13 protein-coding genes are annotated in these 16,730 nt (G+C 37.5%); 7 read left to right on the top strand and 6 right to left on the bottom strand.

Annotated elements, in window-relative coordinates:
- Positions 1–147: 147 nt before the first annotated feature.
- Together ACS8MM_RS06070 and bshC are read right to left on the bottom strand one after the other, a co-directional pair.
- Positions 148–1,848: a carbamoyltransferase family protein gene (locus ACS8MM_RS06070; RefSeq protein ID WP_379714140.1), complete on the bottom strand. Its 1,701-nt coding sequence runs from the start codon at positions 1,846–1,848 to the stop codon at positions 148–150.
- Positions 1,849–1,919: 71 nt separating this feature from the next.
- On the bottom strand, positions 1,920–3,509 hold the full coding sequence (gene bshC, locus ACS8MM_RS06065) for a bacillithiol biosynthesis cysteine-adding enzyme BshC (protein WP_379714137.1): 1,590 nt from the start codon (positions 3,507–3,509) through the stop codon (positions 1,920–1,922).
- A 419-nt stretch (positions 3,510–3,928) separates the two neighbouring features.
- On the opposite strand from bshC, the gene ACS8MM_RS06060 reads away from it, so the two are divergent.
- The 6 genes from ACS8MM_RS06060 to ACS8MM_RS06035 all read left to right on the top strand — a co-directional run bounded on the left by ACS8MM_RS06060 (position 3,929) and on the right by ACS8MM_RS06035 (position 11,708).
- The gene (locus ACS8MM_RS06060) at positions 3,929–5,320 is read left to right on the top strand and encodes an RtcB family protein (RefSeq protein ID WP_379714134.1); all 1,392 of its coding nucleotides are present in this window, start codon (positions 3,929–3,931) and stop codon (positions 5,318–5,320) included.
- 2 nt (positions 5,321–5,322) lie between these two features.
- A complete protein-coding gene (prfH, locus tag ACS8MM_RS06055; RefSeq protein WP_379714131.1) occupies positions 5,323–6,015 on the top strand; it encodes a peptide chain release factor H in 693 nt (230 codons plus the stop codon).
- Positions 5,999–6,529: a hypothetical protein gene (locus tag ACS8MM_RS06050; RefSeq protein ID WP_379714128.1), complete on the top strand. Its 531-nt coding sequence runs from the start codon at positions 5,999–6,001 to the stop codon at positions 6,527–6,529. Before prfH ends, ACS8MM_RS06050 begins: the two co-directional genes overlap by 17 nt.
- Positions 6,530–6,939: 410 nt before the next feature.
- Positions 6,940–7,284: a helix-turn-helix domain-containing protein gene (locus ACS8MM_RS06045; protein WP_379714125.1), complete on the top strand. Its 345-nt coding sequence runs from the start codon at positions 6,940–6,942 to the stop codon at positions 7,282–7,284.
- A 22-nt stretch (positions 7,285–7,306) separates the two neighbouring features.
- A complete protein-coding gene (locus ACS8MM_RS06040; RefSeq protein ID WP_379714122.1) occupies positions 7,307–9,499 on the top strand; it encodes a B12-binding domain-containing radical SAM protein in 2,193 nt (730 codons plus the stop codon).
- Positions 9,500–9,599: 100 nt separating this feature from the next.
- Positions 9,600–11,708 (top strand): ATP-binding protein, encoded by a 2,109-nt coding sequence (locus tag ACS8MM_RS06035; protein ID WP_379714119.1) that lies wholly within the window; start codon positions 9,600–9,602, stop codon positions 11,706–11,708.
- A gap of 11 nt (positions 11,709–11,719) precedes the next feature.
- Here the strand turns inward: ACS8MM_RS06035 and ACS8MM_RS06030 are convergent, their stop codons facing one another.
- Positions 11,720–12,409, bottom strand: coding sequence for a response regulator transcription factor (locus tag ACS8MM_RS06030; RefSeq protein ID WP_379714116.1), 690 nt, complete (start codon positions 12,407–12,409; stop codon positions 11,720–11,722).
- Complete coding sequence (locus tag ACS8MM_RS06025; protein WP_379714113.1) at positions 12,409–13,668, bottom strand: sensor histidine kinase; 1,260 nt, start codon at positions 13,666–13,668, stop codon at positions 12,409–12,411. Before ACS8MM_RS06025 ends, ACS8MM_RS06030 begins: the two co-directional genes overlap by 1 nt.
- A 166-nt stretch (positions 13,669–13,834) precedes the next feature.
- On the opposite strand from ACS8MM_RS06025, the gene ACS8MM_RS06020 reads away from it, so the two are divergent.
- Complete coding sequence (locus ACS8MM_RS06020; RefSeq protein ID WP_379714111.1) at positions 13,835–14,239, top strand: DUF1573 domain-containing protein; 405 nt, start codon at positions 13,835–13,837, stop codon at positions 14,237–14,239.
- Positions 14,240–14,324: 85 nt separating this feature from the next.
- Here ACS8MM_RS06020 and ACS8MM_RS06015 read toward each other — a convergent pair whose 3' ends face one another.
- The gene (locus tag ACS8MM_RS06015) at positions 14,325–15,254 is read right to left on the bottom strand and encodes a C1 family peptidase (RefSeq protein ID WP_379714108.1); all 930 of its coding nucleotides are present in this window, start codon (positions 15,252–15,254) and stop codon (positions 14,325–14,327) included.
- An 87-nt stretch (positions 15,255–15,341) separates the two neighbouring features.
- Positions 15,342–16,646: a 30S ribosomal protein S12 methylthiotransferase RimO gene (rimO, locus tag ACS8MM_RS06010; protein WP_379714105.1), complete on the bottom strand. Its 1,305-nt coding sequence runs from the start codon at positions 16,644–16,646 to the stop codon at positions 15,342–15,344.
- Positions 16,647–16,730 lie beyond the last annotated feature (84 nt).

Below are 16,730 nucleotides of genomic sequence, written 5' to 3'. Positions count from 1 at the left end.
ATAGTCGTTAAATTGATGATTTTATTAAATAATCATCAAATTGTCGAAGTGTTGGATATATTCAAAGTAAATCTAGGTCAAAATAGTTTTTTTGACTCTAAAAAGTAAAGTGTACTGCAATTATGAAAGTCTTGTACGCTGGTTCTACTATTGTTTCTCAATTACATAATTTTCCAAAACTAATACATCAAGTGCGGTTTCTTCAAAAAGCGCAATCGCCTGTTCTGGCGTTTCTACCATTGGCATGCCGCGTCTGTTCAAACTGGTGTTTAAGAGTACTGCTATTCCGGATTCTTTTTCAAAATTTTCGATAAGTTTATAGAAACGCTCATTCCACTGTTTATTCACAGTTTGAACTCTCGCAGAACCGTCTGCATGGGTGGTGTTTTGAAGTAATTCGATATGGTTTTTACGAGTTGTATCTACCAAAATCATATAAGGACTGTTTCTGCCTTTTTCAAAATAAACGGCTACTTTTTCTTCAGGAACAGCGGGTGCAAAAGGGCGAAAGTCTTCTCTAAATTTAATGTTGCTATTAATATGTTGTTTCATTCCTTTTATGCCGGGATGCGCCAAAATACTGCGTCTGCCCAAAGCTCTTGGGCCAAATTCAGATTCTCCATGAAACCATGCGATTGTTTTCCCAGTAGCAATGTTCGTTGCACAATGTTGTAATAAGTTATCTTCATCTTGAAAATAATTCACCTTGTATTTTGTATGGTCTACATTTTGTAGTGCCTGTTTGATTTCATCGTCACTGTATTTTTTTCCAAAACAGGTGGAACCTTGATGTGTGATTTTGGGCATTTTCAAATGCTGAAGCCAACCATAAAATGCACATCCTAATGCCAACCCGTTATCAGCGGCAGCGGGCTCCCAATAGATGTTTTGGGCTAAGTTCGTATCTTGCAATTTGGCATTGGCCACAGCATTCAAAGCAACTCCTCCGGAATAACAAAGGTTGGGATGGGAAAATAGTGTGTAGCGTTGGGTAATGCATTTCAAAACTGCTTTTTCTACTTGTTCTTGTGCCCATTTTGCAACATCGGCATAATAGGAAAAATGGGCTTTGAAATAATCATATCCTTCAGAGGGATTGTTCAGCACTGCTTTCCAATCGTCAGAAACATAAACATTCTGATTTTCAAAATAAAAGGCTTCCATTTCAAATGCTCCGGATTTTCCATAAGGTGCCAATCCCATTAATTTACCAACATCGTCCATATTACCAAATACATAATGACTTACCGCTGCATAAAAACCCCCTATGGAATGTCGAGTGGTGGGTAGTTTTAATTGATTTTCTGTTGCTTCAGCCATCGGACTGAAATCTTTATATAGGGTTTTTAATTCGGTTCCATTGTAATAGTAAAAACTATCTTTTTCACAAAGCATTACATTAGCCGTCAAATAATGTGCTGGAACAGTGTCTTTTTCTTCAGGGTTTAATTGTAAAAACTGTTCGAGTGGACTCCCGCATCCATCAATAACCATAACCGCACATTCGGTAAAAGGAGATGTGCCAATAGCACTATAAGCATGAGCAAGATGGTGCGATATTGTGATGATTTCCGGAGTGGATTTTTCTGCAAAAAGACGTTTTCCCTTAAAACGCTCGCGTGATGGAATAGTGAAGTTTTCACTTTGTACAACTAAACTAATGTCGTCAATTGTAATGTTTTCAGCATCCAAACAGTACTGAATCGCATCGGTATCGTTACCACCATCGTGTTTAACTCTCGTAATGCGTTCTTTTTCAATTGCTACGCAAACTTTTCCGTCTTTCAGTAATACCGCAGAACCATCATGAGATAATCCGGTTCCCAGTATATAAATTGGTGTATTCATTTTTCGATTTTGTGCAATCGAAAGTTATAAATAATCTTTGGATTTGGAGATTGAATTTTTACGTTAGGGTTTTACACAATCAATAGGGTGAAATCTTGATCCAACGGATGGAGTGCACTAAATAATTTAGAAAGCAACTGATCGCCATTTTCAAGATAAAATTCTGAAAAATTCTGTTTGCGCTCCTGAAGTCCTCCATTGGGGAAAAGTTCATTTTGAATCATCGAAATGCGTTCCAATTGATTGCTTAAAATTCTCTTCTCGGCTTTTAATAATCGCTTCTCTAAATTCTCCAAACCTTTGATTTGCTTCGCTTCCTGGGCTTTTACGGCTCCAGTAAAAGAAGGGTCAGTACGCTTGGCAATGTCGTTTAACGTAATGAATTGTTGCTTTAAAAATTCTTTTTGCTCCGAGAAATCAATCGTCAGACTGGAAAGTTCTTTGGTTTTTTTATGGATCAAATCGTGCTGTTTCGTAAATAAATCGGCCCAACTTAAATCCAGTTTGTCAATCTTCTGCACTTGTTTTGCTGAAGCAATCACTACTGAATTTCGAACTAGTAAAACAGGAAATGTAACGCCATTACTCTCAAAATTGGATTTCAATTGTAGCCAATAAGCGATTTCTCCGCCACCACCAATATAACATAAATTCGGTAAGATAACTTCTTGATACAACGGTCGTAAAATTACATTCGGACTGAATTTCTCCGGATGGTTTTCCAACTCCGTCAGAATTTCGCTTTCGGAAAATTCAATTTTTGTGTTATTGATTATGTATTTTCCTTTTTCAAGTACTATACGTTCACGGAGTTTATCTTCTATATAAAATAAATTGATTTCTCTCGGATTTACCTGAATGTCATAGTGTGCTAATGCTTTATTCGTTTCGGTAACGTTTTGAAAGGAAGCTTGCTCTAATAGCTCTCTTTTAACATAGGGAGCAAACAGTTGTTTCAAATTCACATCGTCACCATCCACAATCACCAAACCTTCCTCCTTGAATAATTCGTTGGCCAAAAACCGAGTGGCATCGGCTAATGTGGTATGTTCTAAATAGGCTTTTTTAAATAGTTCTTTTAAATGCTTGGCATGATCACCAATACTCAATTCTTTTTCAAATTGTGCAAATACTTCCTCCAATCCTTGGGTGGATAATCGACCTACGGGTCCTTGACTGGATTTGTTCCATTTTACCTTGGTTGTTTTGAATGTAAAGTGATTGATCTCTTCAAAATCATGATCCTCCGTCGCCATCCAATACACGGGAACAAAATGATAATTGGGATATTGTGCTTTTAACTGCTTGGATAAATTGATCGTCGAAACAATTTTATAAAGGAAATACAACGGACCAGTGAATAAATTCAATTGATGACCGGTAGTAATTGTAAAGGTATTGGGCTGTTTTAACAATTCGATGTTGTGCAAAGAAGTGTCGGATAAGGTGAAGTTGGTATATTGTTGTAACAAACTTTCAACTAATACTTTTCGGTTTTCAATTGGAAAATTAGTGCCTTTTTCTTCAATTTGTGAAAGAAAATTCTCATTAGTGGGAAAACGATGGTATAACGACTGTAATTCGGGTTTCTGATTTAAATAATCGATGATGAGTTTTGAAAAATATCCTGAATTTTGGTAGCTGATACAGTCGGTTGGCATTTTTTTTATTTTTTGTAAATGTACTAAATTGAGGTATTCGACGATTTTATTTTAACGTCTTATTATCATTTCAAAAAAAATAATTTGTAAGAAATTTGGAAATTAGAAAAAGTTTTCTAAAAATTTGTGCCGTAATAATTAACTCTTAAAAACGAAGAAAAATGTTTGTATTCAACGTAACATCTCAAAGCAACTCATCAGTACCTGGTGTAGCTTTTCTTCGTGGCTTATTTCAATCGTAGCGATTTAAATCAAAATATATGAAAAAGCCCGAAGACATTTAGTTTCGGGCTTTTTTGTATATTCTAGACACTTCACAATTACTTCCCGAACACCGATTGTTATTTATTCGTAACGAATAAAATGTTTTGCCTATGCATTGTCATTAGGCAACAATAGAAATTTTTAGTAACAAAATCATGGGAAATAAATTATCAGGGAGAGATCTAATTCAATTGGGTTTCCCTAAAAATAACGCAATAAACATTGCCTTAGGGCAAATTAACAGATATAGAAAAAAAGAAAAGAAAGCCAGCATTTTAACCGAAGCAAAAGAAGTACTCTTGGCACCTGAAAAATTCAAAGGACACGGTACTTGGGGCAAAGTGGCTGAAGGTTTAATCAATCCGGTGCAGGTTAGAATGCATCAGTTGAATACCACACGAGCTCCGTTCTCGATCTTTGGTGAAAATGAAATTGACGAACAGGCGAAATTCCAATTGTACGATGCATTGAAATTACCTATCGCCGTTTCGGGTGCTTTGATGCCCGACGCACATTCGGGGTACGGTTTGCCAATTGGCGGAGTTTTAGCCACAGATAATGCCGTTATTCCCTATGGAGTAGGTGTCGATATCGGATGCCGTATGAGTTTGTCTGTATTTGATTTACCTGCTTCTTTTCTGAAAGGTAAAGACGATCAGCTGAAAGCGATTTTGAGCGAGCATACGAAATTCGGAATGACAGAAACGCACAAAATCAAAGCGGATCATGAAGTGTTCAGCAGAAGTGAATTCAAAGATATTCCGCTTTTGAAAAACCTATTGGGTAAAGCGTACAAGCAGTTGGGAACTTCGGGAGGCGGTAATCATTTCGTTGAATTTGGTATCGCAAAACTGGAGACGGTTTTGCCGGAATGGAAATTACTCCCGGGCGAATACCTGGCAGTTTTGTCTCACAGTGGCTCCCGCGGAATGGGCGCTAACATCGCGAAGCATTACACGTATCTGGCCACTAAGCAATGTCCGCTACCGAAACAGGTGCAGCATTTGGCTTGGCTTGATTTGAATACACACGACGGTCAGGAATATTGGATGGCTATGAATTTAGCCGGTGAATATGCTAAAGCCTGTCACGATGATATTCACAGACGTATCGCCAAAGCGCTGGGAAAACGTATCGTAACTACCATCGAAAACCACCACAATTTCGCGTGGAAGGAAATGGTCAACGGTAAAGAGTGTATCGTGCACCGAAAGGGGGCAACACCAGCCAGCGAAGGCCAATTGGGAATCATTCCGGGTTCTATGACGGCTCCGGGGTTTATCGTAATGGGTAAGGGAAATCCGGAAAGTCTGAACTCGGCTTCTCACGGCGCCGGACGTTTGTTCTCTCGCGCCAAATGTAAAGCAACGTTCACCCAAAGTGATATTAAAAAGGAATTGAAAAAACACGAAGTGCAATTAATCGGCGGAAATATAGACGAAGCACCAATGGCCTATAAGAATATCAACACGGTAATGGAATTGCAAAAAGAATTAGTCAACGTAATGGGAACTTTCACACCCAAAATTGTGAGAATGGATAAATAAAAATGGACACTATCATACAAATAACCGCAGGACGTGGTCCTGCAGAATGCACTTGGGTGGTCGCCCAAGTGCTTAAAAAAGTACTGGAGGAAGCTCAAGATTGTAGCTTAAGTGCTACTGTAATTGATCGGGAACCGGGTAACGAAAACGGCACGGTCGAATCGGCATTGGTGGCATTGGAGGGTAAGAATGCTGCCGAATTCGCCGCTTCGTGGAAAGGAACCATCCAATGGATCGGTCAAAGCCAATTCCGTAAAATGCACAAACGTAAAAACTGGTTCATCGGAATCTTTGAAGTGGAAAAACCGAAACAAGCGGCTTTTCAAGAAAAAGAGATTCAATACCAAGCCATGCGTAGTAGCGGGGCAGGAGGCCAAAATGTGAACAAAGTGAGTTCGGCTATCCGAGCAACACACGTACCAACGGGTACTTCGGTGGTAGCCATGGATTCGCGTTCGCAACACCAGAATAAAAAACTGGCGAAGGAACGTTTGTTCGAAAAATTGGAAGTGGTCAATTTGGAACTGATAAAAAATGAGTTTCAAAAACAATGGAGGAACCAGATGCAAATCGAAAGGGGAAATCCGGTGCGTACCTTCCAAGGGACCGACTTCAAAAAAACAAAGGAAGAAAAGAAGAACAAAACCGACCGACAGCGGTTGAAAAAAGAATTGAAAGATGAAATCTATAGATAAATACTTGTTTCAGGCATTGGACAATTATCCGTATTCGTTGGAGGAAACCATCGAATCATTGGATTATGCCTTGTCTTATGATGATAAAAATACCATGGCGTTGTGCTTGTACGGTCGTGTATACACCGAACAATTGTTGCAATTCGAAGAGGCGAAAAGCTATTTCCAAAAAGCGTTGGCAATCAATGTCAATGCGCTAGAAGTATACGCTTATTACATCGAAACTTTATTGTTGAACGAAGATTATGACGAAGCGGAAAAATTAATCGAATTCGCCTTGACCGTCAAAGGAAGCAATAAAGCCGAATTGCAATTGAAAAAAATCCAATTGTTCGAAAGAAAACAGGAGTATAAAAAAGCAAAAACCTTGTTGAAAGCCGTGAAATTGGCAATCGTCAACAATGATTTTAATTATTGTATCGAGGAAACGGAAAAACGATTGACCGAAAAACTGAAGTTAATCGCATCCAAAAAGAAAAAGAAAAAGTCCAAAAAGAAAAAGAGCAGTAAATAACTGCTCTTTTTTGTATATTATTCAATTGATGGCTGAGGAACTCGAAGCCACAATCTCAATTCTCCAGTCTAATATAATTATTTATCAAAACGAATAAAAAAAATAAAACATTGCTCTCTCTTTTATCTATAACCGACTTTATTTGCTTCTCGCAAGGCTTTCTTTTTTTTTCACACGGTTTTTTTTATTCCTGGAACGGTATTTTCTTTTTCTGAAATGGTATTTTTCTTTTCCCGCATGGTTTTTCCTTTTATCCGCATGGGTTTTTATTTTCTTTACACGGTTTTTTTTGTTCCCGGCAGGGTATTTTTTTTTCCTCACACGGGTTTTTTATTACCTCACATGGGTTTTGTGAGTGACCTTCAAAATTCAGGCATACATTTTGTAAGTGTATTCTTAAAAATGTAAGTATGTTGTATTTCAATTTTATCCGCATCTTTAAACTAAAAGGGATTCATCGTCCTTATAAATACATGACGGCTCTGGGCTACTCGGGTACTTTTGCCACAAAGATGGCGCATAATGAAGTTTCACAAATGACGCTGCCCATGTTGGAACGCATCTGCCGCGATCTTAACTGCACACCTAACGATATCCTCGATTTCCGAGTGTATGAAAATGACACAATTCCCGAGGACCACGCTTTGCACTCAATAAAGAAAATGGTTGTCACTAACGAGCTCTTTGAGAAAATTAATACGCTTTCCGTCGATAAAATTCAGCAAATCCATGATATCATTAAAAATATGGAGTAATTTTGCCGAATAATCGTTTTCAATGTACAGTACCCTTCTTATCACTCCGCCTTTTACACAGCTGAATACACCGTATCCCGCAACGGCTTACTTGAAAGGTTTTCTCAATACGAAATCCATAAGTTCGTTTCAAATGGATTTGGGTATTGAAGTGATCCTGGAATTGTTTTCCAAAGAGGGACTAACTACTGTTTTTGAACTTGTAGCCGATGAGGAAATCGAACTGTCACCCAACGCAGAACGTATCCTGGCACTACAAAACGAGTATATCAAAACCATCGATTCGGTCATCGAATTCTTGCAAGGAAAAAACCCAACATTGGCTCGCCAAATCTGTTCCGGAAATTTCCTTCCCGAAGCTTCTCGCTTCGCACAATTGGACGATATGGACTGGGCTTTTGGCTCGATGGGTATGCAAGATAAAGCAAAACACTTGGCAACGTTATACCTCGAGGATCTTTCTGATTTTATCGTAGAAGGGGTCGATGATAACTTCGGTTTTAGTCGCTACGCCGAACGTCTCGGCCGAAGTGCCAACTCGTTCGATGAATTGTACGACTACCTGCAAACCGATCCTACTTTTATCGATGCCATTACACTGCATCTTCTGGATTCGCAACTGCAACAAACAGAATTGCCTCAATTGGTGTGCTTTTCTGTTCCGTTCCCGGGTAATCTCTACAGTGCCTTCCGTTGTGCGCAGTTCATCAAACAAAACTATCCAACAATCAAAGTGTCTATGGGTGGCGGTTTTCCAAACACGGAATTGCGCGACCTCAAAGATGCACGCGTTTTTGAGTTCTTCGACTTTATCACGCTCGATGATGGCGAATTGCCTGTCGAATTACTGATCGAAAGTTGTACCAATGCGGAGGCAACCGAATTCAAAAGGACGTTTCTTCTGGAAAACGGAGAAGTGGTCTATAAAAACAATACCACCCGCCACGATTACAAACAAAGTGAAGTGGGTACACCGGATTATTCTGATTTACAGCTGGAGAACTACATTTCTGTTATCGAAATCGCCAATCCTATGCACAGCCTCTGGAGTGATGGCCGATGGAACAAACTAACCATGGCGCACGGTTGCTATTGGGGAAAATGTACGTTCTGCGATATCTCTCTTGATTATATTAAAGTCTACGAACCTATTCACGCCAAAACTTTAGTGGATCGAATGGAGGAACTCATCGCGCAAACCGGCGAAAACGGCTTCCATTTTGTAGACGAAGCGGCACCGCCTGCGTTAATGCGCGAAGTGGCTTTGGAAATCCTAAGAAGAAATCTTACTGTCACATGGTGGACAAACATTCGCTTTGAAAAGAGTTTTACCTCCGATTTGTGTGTGTTACTCAAAGCGTCCGGTTGTATCGCTGTCTCGGGCGGACTCGAAGTGGCTTCCGATCGTTTGTTGGAACTGATTAAGAAAGGGGTGACTGTCGAACAAGTAGCGAAAGTAACACGCAACTTCACCGAAGCCGGCATCATGGTGCATGCGTATCTAATGTATGGTTATCCAACGCAAACTGTTCAGGAAACGATCGATAGCTTGGAAATGGTGCGCCAAATGTTCGAACTGGGGATCTTGCAATCGGGTTTCTGGCACCAGTTCGCCATGACGGCTCACAGCCCCGTGGGTATGAACCCGGAAGAATTCGGTGTGACACCGCAAATAAATGAAATCACTTTCGCTAATAACGATATTCAATTCAAAGACAAAACCGGAATCAATCATGATAAGTTTAGCTTCGGTCTGAAAAAATCGTTATTTAACTATATGCACGGTATTTGTTTCGACTATCCGCTTCAGGATTGGTTCGATTTCAAAATTCCTGCCACTACAATCAATCCCGATTTTATCTACGATTGCTTACAGGAGGAAAATCAGCTGCAAACCAAACCCAATGCTAAAATCGTTTGGCTCGGTGGATATCCCGCTTCCGAAGTGTTTACAAAATCGAAGAAAGGAAATTCCTGGGAAATGATGCAACTTACCTTTCACGACAAAAGGGAAACGTTCGATATCACAGTCGAAAAGGAAAAAGGGGAGTGGTTATCTTCGCTTCTGGAAAAAATTGCAGTAACCAACGAGAAGAAAAATACCTTCCAAGAAATCAAAGCAGATTATGAAAATAAGGGTTTCGATGATTTCGAATTGTTTTGGTTCTCAAAACCTATGCAAACTTTGAAAGAAAGCAATCTCTTAGTATTGTAAGACTTTCGTTTTGTTTTTATTAATCGGAAGTGTTTATTCTGGTATTTTTTGTTAAATAGTTTTAATTTCACTAAGTTTATAGGTACCAATCACTATATATATGAAAAAAATCGACAAAATTTCAATTTATTCGAAGTTACTTCTGTTGATTTTTGTTTCAAGTATCGCATTTATACTGTTGTTTCTCTACCTTTTTTATTATACTCTCAAACAGGAAGATGAAGTCTATTCAATGACTCAAAATCAGTTGAATGATGAGGTGAACTCTTTAATGAAACTGAATTCGGAATCGCACGTTTCTACAATCATTGATATTACCTACTGGGACGAATTGGTCAAATACATCAAACACCAAGATCCAAAATGGTTTGACAATACCATCGCCAGCGCCATCGATATGTATTTTGTCGAATACCTGGCTGTCTACGATTTGAAAGGCAATAAATTGGGCTATAAGTATACCAATGAAATCAAACAACCCATAAACTTTGTTACCAAAGAACTTCTAAATGAAGTGTATAAAAAGAAGATTATTACTTTTTATACCAAAATCCCAGAAGGATATGCCGAAGTTTTTATGGCTACCATTCACCCATCCAACGACCCGAATAAGAACAAAACGAAACCCGAAGGCTATTTCGTAATGGTGCGCCTCTTGGACCAAGAATACATCAAACGTCTGGAACAAATTAGTACCGCTGATGTCTTTTTTACCGACGCTAAAAATGAAAAGTTATTCTATGATGATTACATTCAAGGGTTTCACGCTTTGTATTCTTGGGATGGTGAAAAAGTGACCAATATCGTCTTTAAACGAAAGTTCTACGTGAATTTTAATGATACCGAAAAGATTTTGACTGTCATTATGCTTTCTTTTATCCTGTTTTTAATTGTTTGTACGATGTTTCTGCAACGATGGGTGTCCAGACCTTTGTCGCTTACCACTCAAATTCTGGAAACCGGAAGTAAGAAGGCCATGAAAAAATTAAAATCGTCTCCCGGTGAGTTCAGTAAAATTGGTGCTTTGTTTGAAGAGGCTTTTTCACAAAGAAAACAACTGGAAAAGGCCAAAGCCAAAGCCGAAGAAAGTGATCAGCTGAAAACGGCCTTCTTGACTAACTTGTCACACGAAATTAGAACGCCGATGAATGCTATCATTGGTTTTTCCGAATTGCTTAAAGAAAAAGAGATTGAAGAAGCCGAGAAGCAAAATTATATCAAGATCATCAATAAGAGTGGTACCAATCTAGTCTCCATTATCGACGATTTAATTGAAATGTCTAAAATTGATGCCAAACAGGTGAAACCGAATATTTCGAGCCTTAATCTGGAGTCGTGTATGAATGAATTGTACAAATCCATCGCAATCACTATCTCGAAAGATAAGGATATCGACTTTCGCTTGGTGCCATCGAATAACCCGGTTTCAGGAAGAATTTTAATCGATGAAATCAAACTGAAACAGGTTTTAATCAACTTGATTACCAATGCAATTAAGTTTACCGATTCCGGTTTCGTAGAATTTGGCTACAATAAAAGCACCGATGATTCGCAAATTCATTTCTTTGTAAAAGATTCGGGATTAGGTATCGATGAGGAAAATCAACCTTTCATTTTTGATCGCTTCCGTAGAGTGGATAGCGATTATTCCATCAAAGTAGGTGGTTTAGGTTTGGGATTGGCTATTTCCAAAGCCTATGTGCATTTATTGGGCGGCGATATCAAATTGGTTTCAGAATTAGGAGAAGGCTCTACTTTTAAATTCAATGTTCCGCTGGTTGTTGATACGGATACTACCAGAAAATTTAAAACCAAAGAGACTGAAAAAGATTCCGTTTCAGATAAAATGGCTACGATTCTTGTCGCCGAAGACGATAATATCAATTTCTTGTTGATTGAGAAACTACTCAAAATGAAGCATTATACTGTGATTCGAGCGAAAGACGGAGTGGAAGCTATCGAAATGTGTAAGCTGCATGATAGTGAAATCAACTTGGTTTTGATGGATATTAAGATGCCTGGATTGAGTGGATATGATGCCTTTGAAAAGGTGAAAGAAATAAATCCGAAATTGCCAGTAATTGCACAAACCGCTTTTTCTTCTTCTGAAGAAATTGAAAAGATAAAAAACTTTGGATTTGACGCTTACATCACCAAACCGTTAGATAAAGAAAAATTATACGATTTGTTGATTTTAATTCTGAACTAAAAACAATTTGATTATTGGCTTGTCGTAAATCGAAATCCAATACCGTGAAGATTTTCAATGGCAATACCGTCTTCAGACGCCACAATTTTTCGCAGTCGGGATATGAATACATCCAAACTTCTACCCATGAAATAATCGTCATCACCCCAAAGTGATTTGAGTATTTCTTCTCTTTTTAAAACCACATTCTTGTTGTCAAGAAATAATTTGAGAAGTTCGGCTTCCCGTTGGGTCAAAGTTATTTTTTCACTTTCTGAAACCACAAAATAGTTTTTACTGTCAAACTGGTATTTTCCCAGCGTATAGGTAGATTTTTCAACCGAAGTGTTTTTAGAGGAACGTTTTAGAAAAATTTCAATTTTCAATAATAGTTCTTCAATACTAAAGGGTTTCACCAAATAATCATCAGCGCCCAAACGCAAACCCTTGATGCGATCTTCTTTTAATGTTTTCGCAGAAAGAAAAATAATAGGTATATCGGTATTGGATTTTCGAATGGTTTCAGCTAGTTCAAATCCATCTAATTTAGGCATCATAATGTCAAAAATACAAATGTCGAATACATCCGTTTGGAAAGCGTGTAATGCTTCTAAACCATCAGTTGCATGAGTTACATCATACTGGTTTTGTTCCAAATTGTCTTTGGTTAAAAAACCTAATGTTTCATCGTCCTCTGCATATAATATTTTAATTTTTGTCATTATTTATTCGGAATTAAAATAGTGATAGTGATGCCTTTTTCAGTATTGTTCTTAGCAGTAATTTTCCACTGATGTTGGGTGCATATTTTCTTTACATAATACAATCCTAACCCGAAGCCACTCACTTCATTACTTTTCGTACTCGGAATTCGGTAAAATTTATCAAAGATAAACGAAATGTTTTTGTTGGCAACGCCAATACCGTTGTCCACAAATTCCATTTTTAATTGTTTGTTGTCTTCCGATAGGAAAATAGCAATCTCGGGTTCACACTCACAATATTTTATAGAATTATCGATAAGGTTGTATACAAGGTTGGTGAAATGAAACGGATCAGCTTCAATCATATAGTTGTCGCTGTTGGTGTTAATCGTAATAGAAGTTTCAGGATATTTTAATTGGATATTGTCAATAACGGATTTGAGTATCGGAACAATTGCAGTTTGTTGTTTGTCTAATACCAATGCTGAATTGTCGGACTTCGCCACATTGAGTACTTTTTCAATGTGGTGGTTCAGTTTGTGTGTTTGATCGATAATGATTTTGCTGTATTTCTCTAACTTCGGATCCTTTTTAATACTTTCCTGTTGATGCAAATAATTAGAAGCAATCAGAATAGAGGAGAGTGGTGTTTTGAATTCGTGTGTCATGTTATTGATGAAATCACGTTGCAATTCGGAATATTTTTTCTGTTGGATTATCGTGTAAATAGAGTAGACGTATACGACCAAAATAATGACTAAGGCAAATGATAGTACAAACCAAAAACGCAATGAATTAAATAAATAGGAAGTCTCATTGGGAAATCGTACCGCGAAATAATAAATTAGGTTTTTATGCTTTGGAAAGTGAATGGAAGTTTTTTTGGGTGTTTTATTAGAGAAAGAGATATAGTTTCCATATACCATTTCGTCACTTTGGCAATTGTACATGGCATATTCGAAATCAGTAGTAATACCAATTTTTCCAAATTCTACTTTAAGATAATGTTCTAGTATTTCGGGTTCAAAATCGTTGTCAACATTCACAATGTAGTAATCGTTGGCTACTTTTTTTACAGGGTTATTGGCTGGAACTTCATGGTTGGTTCCTTCATAAAGATGTTCAACTACATTCAATAGTGCAATGTGGGCTTTTTGGGAGAATTTTTTTTCTTCAATAGTAAACGCTTCTTTGGTCCAAAGCAATTGTGCAATCAGAATACCGGTAGTTGCCACCAGCCCCAAGACGATAATCGTATTTAGTTTTTTTGTTTTCACAGCAAGGAATTCGTGATGTAATATTACTGAAAAAAAAGACTTGATTTCTCTGTTAACAAGTCATTAACAAACATTTGAAACTGCTTAACAAGAGGGTGTAATTTATTGGACTACTTTTGAGTAAACAAAACAAGTAAAACAACTACCTAACTTAAATATAGACAGTATGAAAGTAATTAAAATCTCTCTTTTGGCATTAACTTTTGGTTTGATGTCTTTTACAGCAGAAACACTGCAACACGAAACCATCGTTAAAGTCGTTGATGGAACTTCGGTTAAATGGAAAAGCGAAGTAATTGATTTGGGACAAATTCCACAAGGGAAGCCCGTAACGATTGAATTCGAATTTACCAACACTGGCAAAACACCAGTAGTTATTACAAATGTAAAAGCATCTTGCGGATGTACAGCTACAGATTATACTAAAGAACCTGTTGCATCGGGAAAAAAGGCAACAATAAAAGCTACTTATAATGCTGCTGCAAAAGGAGTATTTACAAAAACAGTGACCGTGACAACCAATGCGGAGGAGGCTCCGAAGGTTTTGTCTTTCAAAGGAACTGTGATATAATAAATTTATAGGGTTAATTAAGCGGAAAACTCCAAAGCATCATTGTTTTGGAGTTTTTTATTGGTACAAATTGGTTGTTATCGTTCTATTTGAATCGAACACTTTTAATGACTAGTGCTTCGTATGCAAAGAGTTTGTGAAAATCAAAACTAACTCTTTCATAGCCAGACCATCTCCAATTGGTTCCCCAAGAATTTTTAATTATAAAGCCTTGGTCATCATATCCAATAATGGTCACCACATGTCCTGCGTATTGATTGGGTAATCGATCATTTCGTATAATCTTTACTTCACCATTAATTATTTGATCTGCCAAATCTGTTGAAGATAATTTTTGAAGGGCAGAAAACGGCATTTCTTGACCTGTAAGACTAATTACACTGTAGCCAGGATCAGGTGTTATGGTGTTGAAATTTCTAGAAGGATAGGCATTCCATGCAGGTACATATAGTTCATAACTTACAGGAATCGCTTTGATTCCGTTTTTAAGAAGAAATTTTAGGTAAGCAGTATTTTTGGAGGCTTTAAAATCCAAGTATTCATAGTCTTTAAGAAATACTTTGGCCTTTTTTTTGTATTTTAAAGAAAGTGTCATATAACCAATTCCGCCTTCAAATAAGGATTTAGTTAGTTCACTGTCTGTTTCCTGCCATTTTTGAGCGGCATTTGGATCATAGGGCAATTGGGATTCCTTAATCGCTCCATCATTTAGTAAAGCATTAGGATAATAAGCAAGAAACTGACCTTGAGTGGTTTGTTTACCATTCACGAAATCATTCGCTTTTTGGATGCCATATAGGTATTTTTCGCTTAAATCTTTGGGTACTCCATCAAAAGTTTCCAATGCAGCAGCAACACCAAAAGCACTACAAGTATTTCTTTGTCCTTGGTTTTTTACTGCAGATTGCGAATTCCAATGAATGGTTTCGCCAAATAATTTGTCAGGCGATTGAAGGGTGTTTTGCTGTGAATTAGCCCAAATGGGAACTAATAGTAAAGTTAGTAAAGTTTTCATTTGTAGTTATTTAAGTTTGTCTTAAATAAAATTAATGAAAAAAATACAGTTTTTTACTACAAAAATAAAATTCTTAAAAAGGTTTATTTAGTTTGCAGGCTCGCCGTATAAGTCGAATTCAGTAGCATCAAAAATTTTGATCATGGCAAAATCACCAGTTTTCAAGTAATGCTTTGAAGCGTCTATCAATACTTCGTTATCTACATCTGGGCTGTCAAATTCGGTTCTACCTACAAAATATTGTCCTTCTTTTCTGTCAATAATACAACGGAAAGTCTGTCCGATTTTTTCCTGATTCAAATCCCATGAAATTTGGGCTTGAATTTCCATGATTTCAGTAGCACGAGCTTGTTTTACATCTTCAGGAACATCGTCTTCTAAAGAGTAAGCATGCGTATTTTCTTCGTGAGAATAAGCAAAACAGCCCAAACGCTCGAAACGCATTTCTTCTACCCAGTTTTTTAGAATTTGGAAATCCTCTTCGGTTTCACCAGGGTAACCCACGATTAAAGTCGTACGAATTGCCATTCCAGGAACGGCAGCGCGGAAATCTTTTAATAATTGCGTCGTTTTTGCATAAGTAGTTCCGCGACGCATTGATTTTAAAATGTTGTCAGAAATATGTTGTAAAGGGATATCAATGTAATTACAGATTTTTGGCTCGTTTTTCATTAACTCCAAAACATCCATCGGGAAACCGGTAGGGAAGGCATAGTGTAAACGAATCCATTCAATGCCTTCAACTTTTACTAAGTTTTCCAATAACTCGGCCAAATTACGTTTTTTGTACAAATCCAAACCGTAATAGGTTAAATCTTGAGCAATTAAGATCAATTCTTTCACGCCATCAGCTGCTAAACCTTCTGCCTCTTTAACTAATTTTTCAATAGGTTGAGAAACGTGTTTTCCACGCATGATTGGAATTGCACAGAAGCTGCATGGACGGTCGCATCCTTCGGCAATCTTTAAATATGCATAGTTTTTCGGAGTAGTAGTTAAACGTTCGCCTAATAATTCATGCTTATAATCGGCGCCTAATGCTTTTAATAATAAAGGCAAGTCTGTAGTTCCAAAATATTGGTCTACATTAGGGATCTCTGCTTCTAAGTCAGGTCTGTATCTTTCAGATAAACAGCCGGTAACGAAAACCTTATCTACAATGCCTTGTTGTTTTTTGTCAACATATTCTAGAATCGTATTTACCGATTCTTCTTTGGCATTATTAATAAAACCACAAGTGTTAATTACTACGATATTACCTTCTTGTTCGTGCGCTACATCTTTACCGTTGGCTTTTAATTGCCCCATTAGGACTTCGCTGTCATAAACATTTTTAGAACAACCCAGTGTAATAACATTAATCTTGTTTTTCTTTAACGATTTGGTTCTCATTGCTTTAATTTAGGAGCGCAAAATTACAATATTTATTTCAAGTGGCGAAACATTTGGACGCTGAACACGTAATTTAATAGTATT

Origin of the sequence: Flavobacterium sp. MAHUQ-57 (genome assembly GCF_051908335.1) — a bacterium.
Lineage (GTDB): Bacteria > Bacteroidota > Bacteroidia > Flavobacteriales > Flavobacteriaceae > Flavobacterium.
This window is presented reverse-complemented; position numbering and strand designations above follow the sequence as displayed.

Excerpts from the sequence above, each read along its gene's own strand:
- ACS8MM_RS06070 (WP_379714140.1), bottom strand. The coding sequence starts at position 1,848 with ATGAATACACCAATTTATATACTGGGAACCGGATTATCTCATGATGGT.
- bshC (WP_379714137.1), bottom strand. The coding sequence starts at position 3,509 with ATGCCAACCGACTGTATCAGCTACCAAAATTCAGGATATTTTTCAAAA.
- ACS8MM_RS06060 (WP_379714134.1), top strand. The coding sequence starts at position 3,929 with ATGGGAAATAAATTATCAGGGAGAGATCTAATTCAATTGGGTTTCCCT.
- prfH (WP_379714131.1), top strand. The coding sequence starts at position 5,323 with ATGGACACTATCATACAAATAACCGCAGGACGTGGTCCTGCAGAATGC.
- ACS8MM_RS06050 (WP_379714128.1), top strand. The coding sequence starts at position 5,999 with ATGAAATCTATAGATAAATACTTGTTTCAGGCATTGGACAATTATCCG.
- ACS8MM_RS06045 (WP_379714125.1), top strand. The coding sequence starts at position 6,940 with ATGTTGTATTTCAATTTTATCCGCATCTTTAAACTAAAAGGGATTCAT.
- ACS8MM_RS06040 (WP_379714122.1), top strand. The coding sequence starts at position 7,307 with ATGTACAGTACCCTTCTTATCACTCCGCCTTTTACACAGCTGAATACA.
- ACS8MM_RS06035 (WP_379714119.1), top strand. The coding sequence starts at position 9,600 with ATGAAAAAAATCGACAAAATTTCAATTTATTCGAAGTTACTTCTGTTG.
- ACS8MM_RS06030 (WP_379714116.1), bottom strand. The coding sequence starts at position 12,409 with ATGACAAAAATTAAAATATTATATGCAGAGGACGATGAAACATTAGGT.
- ACS8MM_RS06020 (WP_379714111.1), top strand. The coding sequence starts at position 13,835 with ATGAAAGTAATTAAAATCTCTCTTTTGGCATTAACTTTTGGTTTGATG.
- ACS8MM_RS06015 (WP_379714108.1), bottom strand. The coding sequence starts at position 15,254 with ATGAAAACTTTACTAACTTTACTATTAGTTCCCATTTGGGCTAATTCA.
- rimO (WP_379714105.1), bottom strand. The coding sequence starts at position 16,646 with ATGAGAACCAAATCGTTAAAGAAAAACAAGATTAATGTTATTACACTG.